Annotated in this window: 11 protein-coding genes; 1 reads left to right on the top strand and 10 read right to left on the bottom strand. The window is 67.9% G+C overall.

The annotated features are described in order from the left end of the window. Positions 1-82: 82 nt before the first annotated feature. Genes ABZW74_RS06960 through alaS form a run of 4 tightly spaced genes read right to left on the bottom strand, consistent with a single transcriptional unit; the run spans position 83 to position 5994 of the window. Positions 83-973: a shikimate dehydrogenase gene (locus ABZW74_RS06960; protein WP_240858490.1), complete on the bottom strand. Its 891-nt coding sequence runs from the start codon at positions 971-973 to the stop codon at positions 83-85. After that, a complete protein-coding gene (locus tag ABZW74_RS06955) occupies positions 964-2868 on the bottom strand; it encodes an endolytic transglycosylase MltG (RefSeq protein ID WP_240858497.1) in 1905 nt (634 codons plus the stop codon). The genes ABZW74_RS06960 and ABZW74_RS06955 overlap by 10 nt, the downstream gene beginning before the upstream one ends. Positions 2869-2887: 19 nt before the next feature. Further along, positions 2888-3319: a Holliday junction resolvase RuvX gene (gene ruvX / locus ABZW74_RS06950; protein WP_240858503.1), complete on the bottom strand. Its 432-nt coding sequence runs from the start codon at positions 3317-3319 to the stop codon at positions 2888-2890. After that, entirely contained in the window at positions 3316-5994 is a 2679-nt protein-coding gene (alaS, locus tag ABZW74_RS06945; RefSeq protein WP_240858518.1) for an alanine--tRNA ligase, read from the bottom strand. Before alaS ends, ruvX begins: the two co-directional genes overlap by 4 nt. 283 nt (positions 5995-6277) lie before the next feature. Here alaS and ABZW74_RS06940 point away from each other — a divergent pair, with 283 nt between their 5' ends. Further along, complete coding sequence (locus tag ABZW74_RS06940) at positions 6278-6769, top strand: hypothetical protein (RefSeq protein WP_355275181.1); 492 nt, start codon at positions 6278-6280, stop codon at positions 6767-6769. Between the two features lie 12 nt (positions 6770-6781). On the opposite strand, the gene ABZW74_RS06935 is transcribed toward ABZW74_RS06940, so the two are convergent. The 6 genes from ABZW74_RS06935 to aspS form a co-directional block, all read right to left on the bottom strand. Next, positions 6782-8155 (bottom strand): replication-associated recombination protein A, encoded by a 1374-nt coding sequence (locus tag ABZW74_RS06935; protein WP_355275179.1) that lies wholly within the window; start codon positions 8153-8155, stop codon positions 6782-6784. An 11-nt stretch (positions 8156-8166) separates the two neighbouring features. Further along, the gene (locus ABZW74_RS06930; RefSeq protein ID WP_240858548.1) at positions 8167-9306 is read right to left on the bottom strand and encodes a phosphotransferase; all 1140 of its coding nucleotides are present in this window, start codon (positions 9304-9306) and stop codon (positions 8167-8169) included. Between the two features lie 151 nt (positions 9307-9457). Continuing rightward, complete coding sequence (locus ABZW74_RS06925; RefSeq protein ID WP_240858550.1) at positions 9458-10375, bottom strand: transglutaminase family protein; 918 nt, start codon at positions 10373-10375, stop codon at positions 9458-9460. Beyond that, a complete protein-coding gene (locus tag ABZW74_RS06920) occupies positions 10372-13083 on the bottom strand; it encodes a circularly permuted type 2 ATP-grasp protein (RefSeq protein WP_355275214.1) in 2712 nt (903 codons plus the stop codon). Before ABZW74_RS06920 ends, ABZW74_RS06925 begins: the two co-directional genes overlap by 4 nt. A 26-nt stretch (positions 13084-13109) precedes the next feature. After that, positions 13110-16577 (bottom strand): transglutaminase family protein, encoded by a 3468-nt coding sequence (locus ABZW74_RS06915; RefSeq protein ID WP_355275176.1) that lies wholly within the window; start codon positions 16575-16577, stop codon positions 13110-13112. Between the two features lie 143 nt (positions 16578-16720). Beyond that, complete coding sequence (gene aspS, locus ABZW74_RS06910) at positions 16721-18565, bottom strand: aspartate--tRNA ligase (protein ID WP_240858556.1); 1845 nt, start codon at positions 18563-18565, stop codon at positions 16721-16723. Between the last annotated feature and the right edge of the window lie 182 nt (positions 18566-18747).

Genomic DNA, 18747 nt, shown 5'->3' with positions numbered 1-18747 from the left:
TTCTCCCGACGCCGCGCACTCTGTGTTGAATCGGGCCATCTGTGTGCTGCAGCACACAGATTCTCCAACAGGACACAGAGTGTCAGGGGTCGAGCGCGGCGGTCATCGCCTCTCGTGGGGCGGGCAGGCCGGTGAACTGTTCCACCTGGCTGAAGGCCTGGTTCAGCAGCATCACCAGGCCCCCGACGACCTGCCCGCCCGCGGCGGTGACCGCCTGCGCCAACGGGGTCGGCCATGGGTCGTAGATGACGTCGACGACGCGGCTCGCATGCGCCACCGAGGTGGCCACGGTGGCCGCCCCCGAGGCCGGGACGGTCGACACCGCGACCCCCGCGTCGCGACACCGCTCATCCAGCGTCGGCGTCGGTTCGAAGGGCAACACCGTGGTCGCGATTCCCAGCCGATCGCACAACTCGATCACCGACCGGGCGCGGGCCGCGTCGCGCGCCACCACGGTGATCTCCTCGAAGCCCGTGGCAGCCAACGCGGCCACCGTCGGGAGTGCGGTGCCACCGGCGCCGACGAGTACCGCAGTAGGCTGCGCCGCATCGACATCCAGTGCGCGCAGCGCGCCCAGCATTCCGTCGATGTCGGTGCAGTCGGCACGCCAGCCGTCCGCGGTCCGCACCAGGGTGTTGGCCGAGCCGACCAGACGCGCGCGCTCGGTACTGACGTCGGCGTGGTCGAGCGCAGCCAGCTTGCCGGGCATCGTCACCGACAGGCCGACGAACTCGGCGTCGAGTGCGTCGACCAGAGCCGGCAATTGCTCCGCCGTGCACTCGATGCGCTCATAGGACCAGTCCGGCAGACCGAGAGCCCGATACGCGGCGAGGTGCAGATCGGGTGATCGCGAGTGCGAGACCGGTGATCCGAGCACCGCCGCACGACGAGCCGTGCGGCCGCCGGCCGGGTCGCTGAGGTCGGGACGCCCGAGTACCACCGCCGAGTCCATGTGTCGTCCGGTCAGTTGCACGTGATGAAACCGTTCGCGCAAGCGCGACCGATGTTGCGGCGATGCTGGTTGAAGTCCGCGGTGAACAGCGTGGTGCCGTTGGAATCGATGGTCACGAAGTAGAGCCAGTTTCCTTGTGCCGGACGCTCCATCGCCTCGAGCGCCTGCTCATCCACCGCGCCGATCGGCGTCGGCGGCAATCCCTTGTGCACGTAGGTGTTCCACGGCGTGTCGCCCTTGAGAACGTCGCTGTGCACATTCAGATCGGTGACCTTGGCCGCATAGTTGGCGGTCGAGTCGAACTGCAGCCGTTGGCCTTTGTCGAGGCGGTTGATGATGACGCGGGCGACCTTGGCGTAGTCGTCGGGCTGACTCACCTCACCCTGCACCAAGGACGCGGCGATCAGCGTGTCGTACGGCGAGAGGCCGGATTGGATCTGCCCCGGCAGACCCCACTGGGCGAACTGACGGGCGCTCTGCGTGATCATGTCGTGCAGGATCTGGAGCGCGGAATGAGACGGGTCGATCCGCTCCCAGGCGATCGGCACGATCAGACCCTCGATCCGCCGATGGTCGCCGGTGAGTGCGTTCACCGGTTCACGGGCCCAACTCGGCACGCCGAGGGCTTCCGGAGATGCGGTCGCCGCGGTCTGCTCGAGTTCCTCGACGGTCACACCCTCTTGCACTCCGTTGACCGTGACACCCGTTGCGGTGGCGATCATCTGGAAGATGCCCGGCGTCACCATGCCGTCGGCGCGGGTCTTCGTATCGAGTTGCCGGCCGGCGGGAATCACCACACGGCCGACCCGGTTCTGGGTGCCGTCGGTCAGCATGTCGACGGCGGTGGCGGCCGGGATCTCGGTGCGCAGCTTGTAGATTCCGCCCGAGATTGCTTGTCCGTCGGCGGCTTTCGTAAAAGCACGGACACTCCCGACAACATTCTTGTCGACGAGGATTTCTCCGAAGTCCTGCAGCGTCGAGTTGTCCGGGATGTCGACGATGACGTCCGCCGTGCCGGCCGCATTGGTGTAGTCCTTGCGCGAATCGAGCAGCCCGAAGCTGCGCGCTCCGACATAGCCCACGCCGATCACCAGGACCAGCATGCAGGCGAGCGCGAGAGCGATCACCACACGCCGACGCTTCCGCTTGCCCCGCCGACGCGGACGCCCTGCGAGCAACGTGTCGGCCTCTGCGACATCGAGATCAGCGGCGTCGAGATCAGCAGCGTCGGGTGTGGCGGCGTCGAACGTGTGAGTTGCGTGCGGATCTGCGTCCACATCGTCATGTCCGAAGTACTCGGTGTCATGTCCGAAGTACTCGGTGTCGAGCAGATCGGTGTCGTGCAGGTCGAGGTCATGCAGGTCGGTGTCGGTGACGTCGGCATAGACAGCACCGTTGCGAGGACCCGTCACGGTACGGGCGTGTGTGGCATCCACCTGTTCGGTGTCGGCGGCGACAACGTCTTCGGTACGCGGTTCGACAAGCGGCCGCGACCGCTCGCGCATGCTCGTCGTCTCCGGCGTCGCGATCCGGCCGGTTTCGGCGACGGGCACAACCGTGGGGCGGTTGTCGACCGGCCGGGTTTCGACAGTCTGGGTGTCGGCGGGCTGTGCCTGGGTGTCGAGCTGATCTGTGACCGCACTCGGCTCACGATCTCGACGCGGTTCGGGAGCGGACGGCTCGGCGGGAACGGGCGGCTCGACCGTCGGCGGCCGCGGCGGAATCCGCTGCGGCATGGCCCGCTCGGTGGGCCGTACCACCGGCACCGGACCGGTGGTGGCAGAGCCTCGCCTGCGCCGATGGCGCGTGTGGGACGTCCCGGCCGCCGGCTGGGTGAAATACCGCAACCGTTCGAGGTCCACGCCCTCCTGGTCGGCATGCTCGCGGTGTCGGCTGCGACGCCGCTCTTCGCTCACCGGATGGTCCCTCCCCCGATCATCGTCGCGCATCCAACCACCCCTGCAGAATAGCGACCGCCGCAGCCTGGTCAATCACCGCGCGAGACGATTTCGCATTTCGGCCGCTGGCCCGCATGGCCTGATGTGCGGTGACCGTGGTCAGCCGCTCATCGTGATATTCGACGCCGACCGGCGCGATACGGGCCGCGAGCCGGTCACCGAAGTCCTGTGCGGCGACGGCCGCGGCGCCGGTCTCGTTGCGCAGGGTCTTCGGCAGCCCGACCACCACCCCGACCGCCTCGTACTCGCCTGCCAACGCCGCTATCCGTGCCACATCTGCATCGCCGTCCGGGGTCCGCGCCACCGTCTCCACCGGGGTGGCCAGGATGCCGTCCGGGTCACACACGGCGACACCGATGCGGACGCTGCCCACATCGACGCCCAGGCGACGTCCGCGAGTCAAGGTCATCGGGCGATGAGCTCCCGCACCCGGGCAATGGCGGCGTCGATACCGCCCGGCTCGGTTCCGGAGCCCTGCGCGAGATCGGGCTTACCGCCGCCCCGTCCGCCGACCAGGGGCGCCGTCTCCCGCACCAGGTCGCCGGCCTTGATGCCCTTCTCGCGCGCGCCGGCCGTGGTCGCGATCGCGAACGGCACCTTGGCCGCAGCGGCGTCACCGTCGCCCGTCGCGGAGAACAGTGCGATCACCGCAGCACGATCACCGATCCGACCACGCAGATCCGTCGCGATGGTGCGCAATCCGTTGGCGTCGAGCCCATCCGGCAGCCGACCGCCCACCAGCAGCGTCGAACCGAGCGTCTCAGCGGTGTCGAGGAGTCCACCCGCCGCCGATCGTGCCGCCTCGGCACGAACCTTCTCGAGTTGCTTCTCCGCGTCCCGCAATCGGGTGACGAGTTGTTCGACCCGGCCCGGCACCTCCTCCGACGGCACCTTCAGCGACGACGCGAGGCCGGCGAGCAGGGCGCGTTCCTTGGACAGGAACCGGAACGAGTCCATGCCGACATAGGCTTCGACGCGGCGCACACCCGAACCGATCGACGACTCGCCGATCAGGGTCACCGGACCGATCTGCGCGGAGCTCGCGACATGGGTGCCACCACAGAGCTCCATCGAGAACGGACCGCCGATCTCGACCACACGCACCACATCGCCGTAGTTCTCGCCGAACAGTGCGAGCGCGCCCATCGCCTTGGCCTCGTCGAGGCCGGTCTCGAAGGTGTGCACCGGATGGTTGGCCTCCACTGCGGCGTTGGAGATCTCCTCGATCTCACGCTTCTGACTCTCGGACAGCGGCGACGCCTGGTGAAAGTCGAAGCGCAGGTAGCCCGGACGATTGAGCGAACCGGCCTGGGTGGCCCCGGGACCGAGTACTTGACGCAGGGCGGCATGCACCATGTGCGTGCCGGAATGGCCCTGTGTCGCACCGTGCCGCCAGTGCGCGTCGACAGCGGCGATGACCTCGTCGCCGACGGCGACCTCGCCCTCCTCGACGACCACCTTGTGCAGCCACACCGACTTGCCGAGCTTCTGCACGTCCTTGACGCTCAGCCGTACTCCGGAGCCCGTCGTGATGGTGCCGATGTCGGCGATCTGACCACCCGATTCGGCGTAGAGCGGAGTGCGGTCGAGGATGACCGTCAATTCCTGGCCCGGGGTCGCGACGGGCACCGTGACACCGTCCGAGACGAGGCCGAGAACCTTTGCCTCCGAGATCAATTCGTCGAAGCCGGTGAACTCGGTGGGTCCGCGGTCGAGGAACTCTCGGTACACGGCCGCGTCGGCGTGGCCGGTCTTGCGGGCGGTCGCGTCGGCCTTCGCGCGCTGCTTCTGCTCGGCCATGAGGTCGGTGAACCCGGCCTCGTCCACGTCGAGACCGGCCTCCGACGCCATCTCGAGCGTCAGGTCGATGGGGAATCCATAGGTGTCGTGCAGCGTGAACGCATCGCTGCCGCTGATCGTGGCCTTCTTGGCGGCCTTGGTGGCCGCCGCCGCGTCGGCGAAGAGTTTGGAGCCGGCCGCGAGAGTCTTGCCGAAGGTGTTCTCCTCACCCACCGCGACGTTCACGATGTGGTCACGCTGCGCGGCCAGTTCCGGGTACGACGGCGACATGAGCTCGATTGCCGCGCCGATGAACGCACCCATGGTGGGCTGGTCTGCCCCCAGAAGTCGGGCCGATCGCACGACGCGACGCAACAACCGCCGGAGAACGTAGCCGCGCCCGTCGTTGCCGGGCAGCACTCCGTCGCCGATGAGCATCGCCGCGGTCCGCGTGTGGTCGGCGATGACCCGGAACTTCACGTCATCATCGTGCTGTTTGCCGTAGGCGCGACCGGTCACCTCGGCGGCCAGGTCGATGATCGGTTTGAGCAGATCGGTCTCGTAGACGTTGTCGACGCCTTGCAGCAGGCACGCGACGCGTTCGATACCCATGCCGGTGTCGATGTTCTTCTTCGGCAGCGGGCCGAGGATCTCGTAGTCCTCCTTGCCGCCGCCTGCCCCGCGCTCGTTCTGCATGAACACGAGATTCCAGATCTCGATGTAGCGATCCTCGTCGGCCTCGGGACCACCCTCGACACCGTATTCGGGGCCGCGGTCGTAGAAGATCTCCGAACACGGACCGCACGGGCCGGGTACGCCCATCGACCAGTAGTTGTCCTTCATCCCGCGACGCTGGATCCGCTCGGCGGGCACACCGATCTCGTCACGCCAGATGGCCTCGGCCTCGTCGTCGTCGAGATAGACGGTCGGCCAGAGCTTCTCGGGGTCGATGCCGTAGCCGCCGTTCTCGACGCTGCCGGTCAGCAGGGTCCAGGCGAAGGTGATCGCCTCTCGTTTGAAGTAGTCACCGAACGAGAAGTTGCCGGCCATCTGGAAGAAGGTGTTGTGCCGGGTGGTGATGCCGACCTCGTCGATGTCGAGGGTGCGCACACACTTCTGCACGCTGGTGGCGCGGTCGAACGGCGGTGTCTGCTCGCCGAGGAAGTACGGCTTGAAGGGCACCATTCCGGCGTTCACGAACAGCAGGTTGGGATCGTCGAGCAGCAGCGATGCGCTCGGCACCTCGGTGTGACCGGCCTTGATGAAGTGATCCAGGAATCGCTTGCGGATGTCATGCGTCTGCACTGGGTTGTCTTCCTCGATCGGTGTGGTGCGTGTGGTCTCGTCGTCGGCTCGCCGGCTCGTTCACCAGCTTGAACACTTGATGTCGAACATGCATGCGGGCCGGGAACTGCGACTCACCAGAGTACCGCCACGCCGTCGATCCACCCACGACGCACCCGGCGTCGGCGCGGTCGACGTGGGCGTGACCGCCAACTTCGCGGCAAATCCCGTAAACGCTCGGCGAGGTACAGCGATACGGTTAGCAGAGCTAATAAGTCTCGTAGGCCGCAACGATAGGACTGCCATGACCCAGCGCAAACGACTTCTCACGTCCGTTCTCGCCGTTCTGTTCACCGTGACCGTCTCCGCACTCGGAGTCGGCGCCGCCACCGCCAAGACCTATTCGATGCCAAGCCCGCGCACGCTCTGGCAATACTCCACCAACCGCTGCAACGCACTGAGCCCCAACATCGTCGACAACACCTACTCCGGTGGCATCTCCACCACGCAGAACCTGCGTAATCGTGGAGTGATCGACATCTCCGTGACCGCCAGCCAGAGCTTCTGGGGGTACAACAACCGAGTCGCCCTGCGCTGGGACAACCTGAACACGCACCGGTCGGGCGTCCTGCGGACGTCCATGCGCACCACCGGGGCGTCCGGTGGTTCGATCCACGACTTCCGAAGAGTACGCACCGGCGCCGGCAAGGTGCGTATCGCACTGGCGCCCGTGAACCACGGCGCGTTCCTGACGCTGTCCGGCGGCAACTGCTCGGACGTCTTCATCGTGAGGTAACCGACCGGAGGCTCAGCGCCGCTTCGAGACACGCCGGATGATCGAGCGCAACTTCACCAACCGCGGACCGAGTTCACGCTCGAACCCGTGATCGGTTGGCCGGTAGTAGTCGATGCCGACGAGATCGTCGGGCGGATATTGCTGTGCCAGCACCCCATCGGGATCGTCGTGCGGATACCGATACCCGACCCCGCTGCCCATCTTGGTGGCGCCCGGGTAATGACTGTCGCGCAGGTGCGCAGGGACCGCGCCCGCCTTGCCGGCCTCGACGTCGGCAAGCGCGGCACCGATCGCGGACACGACCGCACCGGATTTGGGGGCCGTCGCGAGGTGAATGGTCGCCTGGGACAGCGCCAGTTTCGCCTCCGGCATCCCGACCAGCGCAACCACCTGGGCGGCCGCGACCGCGGTCTGCAGCGCGGTCGGATCGGCCATCCCGATGTCCTCGCTGGCGTGGATCATGAGCCGACGCGCGATGAATCTCGGGTCTTCGCCGGCCGCGATCATCCGGGCCAGGTAGTGCAGCGCCGCGTCGACATCCGATCCGCGAATCGACTTGATGAACGCACTCGTGACGTCGTAGTGCTGATCGCCGTCGCGGTCGTAGCGCACCGCGGCGCGGTCGATCGCGGCCTCGACGTCGGGCAGGTCGATGACGGCGGTTGCATCGCCCTCGGTCGACAGTTCGGCACCGTCCGCGCTCGCCTCGAGCGCCGTGAGCGCACGACGCGCGTCGCCCCCGGACACCGCGACCAGATGGTCATAGGCCGCGTCGGTCAGCTCGAATCGGCCGTCGAGCCCGCGCGGATCGGCGACAGCTCGCGCCAGGACCTCACGGACGTCGTCATCGGAGAGCGACCGCAGTTGCAGCACCAGCGACCGGGAAAGTAGCGGCGCGACGACCGAGAACGACGGGTTCTCCGTGGTCGCGGCCACGAGGAGCACGATCCGGTTCTCCACGGCGTCGAGCAGTGCGTCCTGCTGTGTCTTGGAGAATCGATGGACCTCGTCGATGAACAGCACCGTCTGCTGACCGTCGATCAGCCGCCGACGCGCGATGTCGATCACGCCGCGCACCTCTTTGACACCGGCGGACAGCGCCGACAACGCCTCGAAACGCCCTCCCGTCGCACGCGAGATCAGCGAGGCCATGGTGGTCTTACCGGTGCCGGGTGGTCCATACAACAGGACCGACGCCGCACCGGAACCGCTGATCAGACGCCGCAGCGGCGACCCGGGGCCCAGAAGGTGCTGCTGCCCGACGATCTCGTCCAGCGATTGCGGCCGCATCCGCACCGCCAGCGGGGCCGACGGTGAAACGACTCCTGGTTGCGCCGTCGCGCTGCCGTCCGCGGCGTCACCGGGCGGATCGAACAGTCCGTCCATGGCGGGTCCCGTCAGGACAGCCAGGTGCGCTGCAACGCAGACCCCACCGCCACGGAGAACGCCGCGATGGCCTCATCGCCGCCGCGTCCCGCTGCCGCGGCGAGGTCGGTCCATCGCGCGACGATGACGCGCGGGTCGTTGGTGTGCAGGGCCCAGTCGTGGGCGTAGCCGGGATCGGAGATCGACACCTCACCGGGCAGCATCCACACCGTGGACAGCCAGACCCAGAGCAGCCGGGCGATCAGCACCTTGTGCTGCATCTCGCGTTCGTGGCCCAGCGCAGGCCAGATGCCCATGACCTCCGACCGCCACGCGTCCACCATCGACACCTCGAGATCGGTGGCCCGGGCGACGCCGCTGGGCCCGAGCTGGGCGGTGAAGGTGACCAGTGCGTACGCGATGTCGAGCGTCGAGTCGCGGAAGCCACCCCACTCGTAGTCCATGAACTGCACGCCATCCTCGTTGAGCAGGATGTTCTCCGGACCGACATCCGACGGGCTGAAGGCACGGTGGTCGCCCTCGTCGAACAGGTCAGACGCACTGCGCAACGCTGCGACGACCGGGTCGGGCAAGTCGACGTCGATCAGCGCGGTGTCGCGGCCGACCTCGGACACGGCACGACGTGCGGTGTCTCGGACGATGTCGTGCTTGTCGGCGCCGGACGGTCCGCGACGCAGCAGGGCCAAGAAGTCGCCCTCACCGCCGACCGTCGCCGCGTGCATGCGGCCCAGCGCCTGACCCCACGCGCTCACCGCGCGAGACGTCTCGACCGGATCGACGCCCGAGAGCAGGCTCGTCATCGACTTGCCATGGCCCAGATCGGACAGCACCATCAGCCGGATGTCGGAATCGGAGGCGATGAGTTGCGGGCCCGGGCGGGATTCGTTGGGCAGCGCGGTGGCGTACTTGTAGGACGCGATCTCCCGGTGGAAGGCGTGCGGATCCTCGTGTTCGGGGAGCGCCTTGATGACCAGGGAACGGTCGAGGGAAAGCGGGTTCTGGGCCACTCGAACCCGAACCACCGTGGTTCGCCCGCTGCCGCCGAGATCCTCGGGATCGTCGAGTACAACCGCTGATCCGGCGCGATGTGACAGCAGCGCCTCTGCCGCCCGCACCACGCTCATGATGCGGCTTTCTGTTAGGACCGTCATGTCGCCTTCCAACCTACCCAATCGGTCCGACGGACGTCACGACTGTTGTCCCAACTGCAATATGGTTGCCGGTGGTAAAGCCCGGTCGGCACCGGAACCGCAACGCGCACAAAGCCGGTCATGTCCGTCGAACGATCGACAACCGCGCTGATCACCGGCTCTCGCCGAGTTCGACCACCCCTGCAGGGTCGTCCTGCGAAAGGGGGCTGACGTCGACGGAGACGTCGATTCGACTCTTCTTGGACTCGGTGTAGATGACACCGCGCAGGGGCGGCACATCGTCGTAGTCACGTCCCCACGCGAGGGTCACGTGTCGTTCGTCGACCAGCTTGTCGTTGGTCGGATCGAAGGCGATCCAGCGATCGCCGGGCAGCCACACGGCAGCCCACGCGTGACTCGCGTCGGCACCGAAGATGCGTTCGCGTCCCGGCGGCGGATCGGTGGCCAGGTAACCCGACTCGTACCGCGCGGCGAGGCCCACCGATCGCAGACAGGCGATGGCCACGCGAGCGAAGTCCTGACAGACGCCCTCGCGCCGTGCCATCACCGTGTCGACCTTGGTGCTGATGGCGGTAGAACCGGACCGGTAGGTGAAGTCGGTGAAGATACGGGTGGTGAGGTCGGTGATCGCCTCGATCAGCGGACGCCCCGGGGTGAACACCGATGCCGCGTAGGCGACCACGGCCGGGCTGATCTCCGGCGGGTCCAGATCCAGGACGAACTCGGCCGCGAGACCTCGCTCGGGACGCGCGGCCTCCCATGGTCCTCGGGCGGCGTCGGACAGCAGCAGCTGCGGATCCACCGGGTCCACGTCGACCAGTGATTCCGCGGTCACCTCCAACGCTCGATGCGGCGATCGGACGTGGAAGTAGGTGTCGTTGTTGCCGTACACGTCGACGCCGGTCGAGCGGTCGTCGGGCTCCGGATCGATCTTCACGCTGCTGGTGTGCACACGCTGATGCGGCAGCTCGCGCGGCGTCAGATAGCAGCGCCCGTACGACGAGGACACCTCGTCGTCGTAGGTGTAGCAGGTTCGGTGCAGTACGCGGTAGCGGCGGGGCGCGGTCACGATTCCCCACCACCCCAGATCGGCTGCGCCTGGCGAGGCGGCGCGAAGCGCGTCCGCGTCAGCAACTCGGACAGCTCCTTGGCACCGTCGCGCAGTGTCGTCATGAGCTCGACGAGATCGCCACGACGCCGCGCGGTGTCGACGTGCACCAGGTCGGCCGGGTCGCTGCGGCGCAATCCGGCGATCATCTCCTCCACCGACCGCTCACAGCCCGCCGAACGCAGGGTTTCGGGCACACCGGCCAGATCGCGTCGAATCCGGTCGAGCTGGTAGATCATCGACCGGGGGTTGGTCTCGTCGAACAGCAACAACTCGGCCACCGACGCCAACTGATACATACCGCGATTACGTCGCCGGTAGATCACCGACGACTCGCTCGCGGTGAGATACGACTCGAGCAGTGCCTGTTCGATGTCGATGTCGCGGGCCTGTCCGAACATTGCGACGGTCAGATCGGCGAGGGTGATGACACGCTCGATGCGCCGGCCGACGTCCATGAACATCCAGCCGGCGTCGTGCACCATCGACTCCGACTGCAGACCCGACAGCGCCAGCACGCCGTGCAGGATCTCCTCGTGGGTGCGGGCGAGGTCCGGGCCGAGATCGAGTGCGGCGTCGCCGAGAATGCCGCCCGGGGCGGTCGGCTCCGAGCGGGCACGCGTGACCTGACGCGTCAACGCCTCGACCGCCCGCTCCACCGGTGTGAGCACCATCCACGTGCTCGTCGACATCTGGTCGCGGACGGCGCGCACGGTCCCGACCAGCCGGTCCACCGAGTGGGCGACGGTGCCCGGGATCGCCCGGGCGATGGTGAGATCGGCGATCTTCACGATCGCCTCGTTGACCTGCTCCGGCGATGGCGGAGTGTCGGTCCCGGAGCTCAACAGATCCGCGGTTGCCAGGTAGCCGGCAGTGCCGGTCACCGTCGCGACCGCGTGCAGCAGCAGTGGTACGGCGGCGGTTCCGGTCATCCACGGGCGGTACTGGAAGTCCTGATAGCGCTCGCGCGACACCTTGGCCATCCGCGTGACCAGTTCGGTGCGTTCCCCGTACCGGCCGAACCAGAACAGGTCGGCGAGAACGCGCGGGCTCGCGGCGGCGGCCACGTCGGAGTAGCCGATGGCTGCCGGACGGTTGGTGCGGATGACCGCCATTTCCTCGGCCGGTTCGGTCCGCGACTCCGGTCGGCGCGACACGTGCCCACCGACCTCGGCGCTGGTCACCCAGACGTCCTTGGCGGCGACCGCTTGATGAGCGGCACCCGCCACACCGTCGGCGAGTACCGAACCGAGCCCGCCGGGCATCACCGCATAGCTCGGGCCCTGGGCGACGCTGAAGACGCGCAGCGAGACCGGCGCAGCCCGGACCGGGGACCCCGGAGGGCCGGGCAGGATTCCGGGCGTCATGGTCGGTGCCACCGAGTACTGCTCGAGCGCTCGGCCGACCCACTGCCAGGACTCGACGTCCAGGCGGGCGGCGAGGTCCTCCCGGGTGGCGTTGTCGGCATAGGCCCCGATGTGTTCTTCGCCGGTCCGGATGTTGGTGAGCACCAGGCCACCGAGATCGGCGAGCATCTTCGATCGTTCTCGGTCGTCGCCGGCCCAGTACGTGGTCACCGAGCCGAGCGCGAGTTCCTCGTCGATCAGTGCCGGCGCAATCCGCTCGAGCACGGTGTGCAACGCCGGATTCTCGAGCACACCACTGCCGAGCGTGTTGAGGACGGTCACATTTCCGCGGGAGATCGCCTCCACCAGACCGGTGACCCCCAGCCGGGAGTCGGTGCGCAGATCGAGCGGATCGGCGAACGCAGCGTCGAGGCGTCGGAGCAGGACGTCGACCCTCTTGTAGCGACCCATCGACCGCATGTACACGGCGCCGTCCCGGACGGTCAGGTCGGCGCCCTCCACCAGAGGGAAACCCAGCACGGAGGCGAGGTAGGCCTGATCGAAGGCCGTCTCGGACATGCTGCCCGGGCTCAGCACCGCCACGGTCGGGTCGTCCACCCCCGGCGGCGCGTAGTCGAACAGCGCCAACCGCAGGGTGCCCGCGAACGTCGTCATCGGGCGGGGCGCACACGACTGGAACAGCTGCGGATAGGTGCGCGACACCAGCCGGCGGTCGACGATGGCAAAGCCGATGCCCGACGGCGCCTGGGTGCGGTCGCCGTACACCACGAACCGGCCGTCGGAGGTGCGGGCGATGTCGGCAGCATGCATGAACAAGGCGTGCGGACCGGACACCTCGAGTCGGGCGGCCTTCCGGATGTACCCCGGATGACCGAAGACGATCTCCGGGGGGATCAGTCCGGTGCTGATCGTGCGCTGGTCACGGTAGAGATCACGCAGCAGCAGGTCGAGAAGCATCGACCGCTGCGTGAGGGCCTTCTCCAACTCGGCCCACTCGACACCGTCGATGATCAGCGGGACGGCGTCGACCTGCCAGTCGCGGGTGACCGTCTGCCGGCCGTCGAAATCGTTGTAGACGACACCGTCGTCGCTGACCGCGGTCGCCAGACGCGCCGCGGCAACCTGGAGTCGGGAATCTCCGCGCAGCCGATAGCCGGATGCCAGTTCTTCCCACGCGGGTCGCACACCGCCGGTCGGGTCCAGCATCTCGTCGTAGTGCCGGCCGCTCGTGCCCGATGCCGGCGCGCCGAACTGTTCGACGTCGAACAGGGTGCCGCCATCGGTGCGATACCGATCGAACACCCCGGGCGTCTCGCCCGACGAAACAGTCACCGGAGAACTGTACGTGCCCGCCGCAGATCAAGAATCCCGGGGACCCCGAAGTCGGTGGCCAGGCGTGCTTGTCGCTCACGGAGCAGTCCGGTGTCGACGGTGCCCGAGGTGTGTCCCGATGCCTCGAAACGCCCGTTGCGGCGCGATTCCGCCTCGACCGCGTTGACCGGCGGACGGTCGTAGGCGCGACCGCCGGGGTGGATCACGTGGTAGGTCGCGCCACCGATCGACCGGCCGTTGACCGTGTCGACCAGGTCGAAAGTCAACGGGGTGTCGATCGAGATCGTCGGATGCAGGGCACTCGGCGGCTGCCAAGCGCGGAACCGGATGCCCGCGACCCGCTCGCCGGTTCGCCCGGTGGAGCGCAGCGGGATGGGATATCCGTTGCAGGTCAACAGGAATCGGTCGTCCTCGCCACCGAGTACGCGCACCTGCACCCGCTCGATCGAGGAGTCCACGTATCGTGCGGTGCCGCTGCCGGTCGACTCCTCGCCCAGGGTGTTCCACGGCTCGATCGCACCGCGCAGCTCGACCTCCTGGTCGCGGATCTGCACGGTACCCAGCCGGGGGAACCGGAATTCGGTGAAGGGGTCGAGCCACGATGTGTCGAAGGCATAACCCGCGGCACGCAGTTCTTCGGCGACCGCGGCGATGTCGGCGATCACGTAGTGCGGCAGGAGATGTTTGCCGTGCAGGTCGGCGCCGTGCCGGATCAGCCGGCTGCGGTACGGGTTCTCCCAGAACCACGAGACCAGGCTGCGCACCAGCAGCGACTGCACCATCGCCATTTGGTGATGAGGCGGCATCTCGAACGCGCGCAACTCGAGCAATCCGAGTCGGCCACGAGCCGAATCCGGACTGTAGAGCTTGTCGATGCAGAACTCGGCGCGGTGCGTGTTGCCGGTGATGTCGGTGAGCAGGTGACGCAGCGCCCGGTCGGTGACCCACGGATTCGGCGGTGCCTCGGTCTCGCCGCCGAACGCGCCCTTCGCCGACAGCCGGTCGATCTCGGCGAAAGCGATCTCCAGCTCGTAGAGCGACGATTCCCGGCCTTCGTCGGCCCGGGGTGCCTGGGAGGTGGTGCCGACGAACTTGCCCGAGAACAGATAGGACAGCGAGGGGTGCCGCTGCCAGTACGTGAGCATCGAGACGAGCAGATCGGGGCGGCGCAGCATCGGTGAGTCGGCCGGGGTGGTGCCACCCAGGGTGATGTGGTTGCCGCCGCCGGTGCCGCCGTGGCTTCCGTCGAGGTCGAAGGTCTCGGTGCCCAGGCGAGCGTGCCTCGCGTGGTCGTAGAGCGATTCCAGCAACTCCGACTGCTCGGCGAAACTGCTGGTCGGCTGGATGTTGACCTCGATGACACCCGGATCGGGGGTCACGGTGAGACTCGTCAGTCGACCGTCTGCGGGTGGACCGTAGCCCTCGATGACGACCGGCGTGCCGGTGGCCTCGGCCGCCTCCTCGACGATGCCGATGATGGCGAGGAACTCCTCGAGTTCCGAGGTCGGCGGCATGAACACGTGCAACACGTCACCACGCACCTCGGCGACGAGCGCCGTCCGCGGAAGGAACTCCTTCGGGTCGGCCTCGACGACCTTGTGGCCGAGTGCCGCGGCGGGATCGGCAGGTAGATCGTCGGGGCGCGCGGTCGGATCGGCCTCGAAGAATGTCGGGGCCGGCCCCCACGAGAGCGAGTTCAGCGGCAGACGCAGGCCGGCCGGCGACGTGCCGGGGGTCAACACCACACGTCCGCGGCGGGTGGTCCACTTGGCGCTCTGCCATGCGGTTCCGTCCTCCGAACGGCTCAGCGGCAGGAGATATGCGGTGGGCTGATTGACCGCGGCGTCGAGCTTGGCCAGGAGCTCTTCTCGTGCGGCGGTCGAGTCGGCGGGTGGGTCGATGTCCTCGTCGTCCTCCGCCTCCGCTGCGGCCTCGGCCAGTGCGGCCGCACGGGCCGTCTGCACGGTCGGATCGGCGCTGGGCTTGCCCGGTGGCAGGGCGACGAGCTCCCCCATCCGGACAAGTGGGTCCTCGTAGGCGGCGAGCACCTGCTCGGTCGGCAGGCCGAGGGCTTTCGCGAACGCCGTCAGCAGCTTCTGCGCCGGTGTCGCGTCACCGGGCGAATCCGGCGACGGTCCACTGGTCTCCACGTCGATGCTGCGGGCGCAATCCTCGGCGGTCGCCCACGGATCGGCCAGCAGGTCGGGGTTGCGCCAGATCGGCTCGCCGTCCTCGCGCCACATCAACGCGATCTGCCAGCGCGGCAGGGGTTCACCCGGATACCACTTGCCCTGGCTGCGCTGGACGAGTCCGGACGGCGCGTATGCCTCGCGAAGTCGTTCGGACAGCCGCGAGGCCAGCAGGCGCTTGTGCGGACCGTCTGCGGCGGTGGTCCACTCCGGGTCCGTCTGGTTGTCGATCGATACGAACGTCGGTTCGCCGCCCATCGTCAGCCGGACATCCCGGCGTTTCATCAGCGCATCCACCTTGGCGCCGAGTTCCACCACCCGATCCCACTGATCGGGGGTGTAGGGCAAGGTGACCCGCGGATCCTCATGGAACCGGGTGACCGTGTTGGAGAAGTCGAGGGTGGCGTGGCACGGACCGGTCGCACCCGTGATCGGCGCCGCACCGCCCGGATTCGGTGTGGCGGCCAGCGGGATGTGGCCCTCACCGGCGAACAGACCCGACGTCGGATCCATGCCGACCCAACCGGCACCGGGCAGGTACACCTCGGTCCAGGCATGCAGATCGGTGAAGTCCGCGTCGGGACCCGACGGGCCGTCGAGGGATTTGACGTCGGAGGTCAGCTGGACCAGGTATCCCGAGACGAACCGGGCCGCCAGACCGAGCTCACGCAGCAGCGCGACCAGCAGCCAGGCCGAGTCGCGGCACGACCCGATGGCACTCGACAGCGTGAATTCCGGTGTCTGCACACCGGACTCGAGTCGAACGGTGTACCCGACAGCGTCGCGAACCGCCTGGTTGAGGGCGACCAGGAAGTCGATGATGCGGACCTTGCCGACCGGCTTGTGCTCGGCGGCGAACGCGGCTATAGACGGGTGGACGGGGGCCCCGGCGAACTCCCCTTCGGTCACGCCGACGGGCCTCAGGAAGATCTCGAGATCTGCGTGCAAGTCTTCGGGATACTCAAACCCGTAGTGCTCGGCCCAGTCTTCGATGAAGAAGTCGAACGGGTTGATGGCGGTCAGGTCGGCGACCAGACTCACGGTGATGCTCAGCGTCGTCGAGGGGTCCGGGAACACCAGGCGCGCCATGTAATTGCTGAACGCATCCTGCTGCCAGTTGAGGAAGTGATCGCCCGGTTCGACCTTGAGCGAGTAGGCCTCGATGGGCGTGCGCGAATGGGGTGCCGGCCGCAGCCGCACCACATGGGGGTGGATCGTCGTCGGGCGGTCGAATGCGTAGCTCGTCCGATGTTCCAACGCAACCTTGATCGTCACCTGATCGCCTCCCGACTCGAGCCCCGAAACCTACTACCCATGGTCTGAAATCTCATCACACATGAGACGCAGATGCCGAGTGGACAGGGTCCGGCTCGCGGCCGGGTGTACCCAAGATCACCGTCGAAGTCAGGAGCCCGACATCAGGCCGTCGGCTCGGCTCCAGGCGCCTTCTCCCCTGCCGCTGCACGGACCACCGGCTTGGCGTCGATGCCCGACTCCTTGCGCTGCTCCGGCGTGATGGGGGCCGGCGCGTCGGTGAGCGGGTCGACGCCACCGCCGGACTTGGGGAACGCGATCACCTCGCGAATCGACGATTCGCCGGCAAGCAGGGCGGTGATGCGGTCCCAGCCGAAGGCGATGCCGCCGTGCGGCGGCGCGCCGAACGCGAACGCGTCGAGCAGGAAGCCGAACTTCTCCTGCGCCTCGTCGTGGTCGATCCCCATGATCGCGAACACCCGTTCCTGGATGTCGCGACGATGGATACGAATGGAGCCGCCGCCGATCTCGTTGCCGTTGCACACGATGTCGTAGGCGTAGGCCAGCGCAGATCCGGGATCGGTCTCGAGCGCATCCACCGACTCCGGCTTGGGTGCGGTGAACGCGTGGTGCACCGCGGTCCACGCCCCCGAGCCCACCGCGACATCGCCGGATGCGGTGGCGTCGCCGGCCGGCTCGAACAGCGGCGCGTCGACGACCCACGTGAATGCCCAGGCCCCACTGTCCGTATTCGGCCCGCTCGCTTCGCTCCCGGCGCCGGGGATCAACCCCAGACGGGACGCGATCTCGCCGCGCGCGGCACCGAGCAACGCTCGCTGGGCATTGGCGGGGCCCGCTGCGAAGAACACACAGTCACCCGGGGCGGCGCCGACGTGGGCGAGGAGACCGTCGCGCTCCGCGTCGGACAGGTTCTTGGCCACCGGTCCGCCCAACGTGCCGTCCTCCTGCACGAGGACGTAGGCGAGCCCCTTGGCCCCACGTTGCTTGGCCCACTCCTGCCACGCGTCGAGCTGCCGGCGCGGTTGCGAGGCACCACCCGGCATGACGACCGCACCGACGTAGGGGGCCTGGAAGACGCGGAAAGGGGTGTCGGAGAAGAACTCCGTGCACTCGACCAACTCGATGCCGAAGCGGAGATCGGGCTTGTCCGAACCGAATCGGCGCATGGCGTCTGCGTAGGTCATGCGCGGGATGGGTGTGGTGATCTCCACCCCGATCAGCCGCCACAGCGCCACCAGGACGTCTTCGGCCAGCGCGATCACGTCGTCTTGGTCGACGAAGCTCATCTCGATGTCGAGCTGGGTGAACTCGGGTTGGCGGTCGGCGCGGAAGTCCTCGTCGCGGTAGCAGCGCGCGATCTGGAAGTAGCGTTCCATGCCCGCCACCATCAGCAACTGCTTGAACAGCTGCGGGCTCTGTGGCAGGGCGTAGAAAGTGCCGGGTTGCAGACGTGCGGGCACCAGGAAGTCGCGGGCGCCCTCCGGCGTCGACCGCGTCAGGGTGGGGGTCTCGATCTCCACGAAGTCGTGTGCAGCGAGCACGCCACGCGCGGCCGCATTCACCTTGGAGCGCAGACGGATCGCGGCACTGGGCCCCTCCCGGCGCAGATCCAGGTAGCGGTAGCGCAGGCGGGTCTCCTCACCGGGCGTCTCGTCGAGCTGGAACGGCAGCGGCGCCGACTCGTTGAGCACCTCGAGGGAGGCGGCGTTGATCTCGATCTCACCCGACGCGAGGTTGGGGTTCTCGCTGCCGTCGGGCCGCACCTCGACGACGCCGGTCACCGCGACACAGAACTCCGCACGCAGCCGGTGCGCCGCGGCGGCCACCGCCTCGTCGCGGAACACCACCTGCACGAGTCCGGTGGAATCGCGCAGATCGATGAACACCACACCGCCGTGGTCTCGACGCCGCGCCACCCAGCCGGCGACGGTGACGGTCTGCGTCGCGTCGGCGCGACGAAGCGAACCTGCGGAATGCGTGCGAAGCACTGAAGGGTCCTTCCCCAGAGAGATCAAAGCGGGCGCGGCGGCGCACGACACTCGTGCACCTGACCGGTAGTCCATGGTGCCCCATCCCCGCAGGCACGCCACACCCGGCCACCGGAAACGACGCTCGCCGCGGCGCGGGGAATCGGCGTCGCGACAATCTCCGGGGAAACCGAGTCGCACGT

The organism is Gordonia sp. NPDC003585 (assembly GCF_040610755.1).
Classification (GTDB): domain Bacteria; phylum Actinomycetota; class Actinomycetes; order Mycobacteriales; family Mycobacteriaceae; genus Gordonia.
This window is presented reverse-complemented; position numbering and strand designations above follow the sequence as displayed.

Bases quoted from the DNA above. Each gene is read 5' to 3' on its own strand.
- ABZW74_RS06930 (WP_240858548.1), bottom strand. From the start codon at position 9,306: ATGACGGTCCTAACAGAAAGCCGCATCATGAGCGTGGTGCGGGCGGCA.
- ABZW74_RS06940 (WP_355275181.1), top strand. From the start codon at position 6,278: ATGACCCAGCGCAAACGACTTCTCACGTCCGTTCTCGCCGTTCTGTTC.
- ABZW74_RS06935 (WP_355275179.1), bottom strand. From the start codon at position 8,155: ATGGACGGACTGTTCGATCCGCCCGGTGACGCCGCGGACGGCAGCGCG.
- ruvX (WP_240858503.1), bottom strand. From the start codon at position 3,319: ATGACCTTGACTCGCGGACGTCGCCTGGGCGTCGATGTGGGCAGCGTC.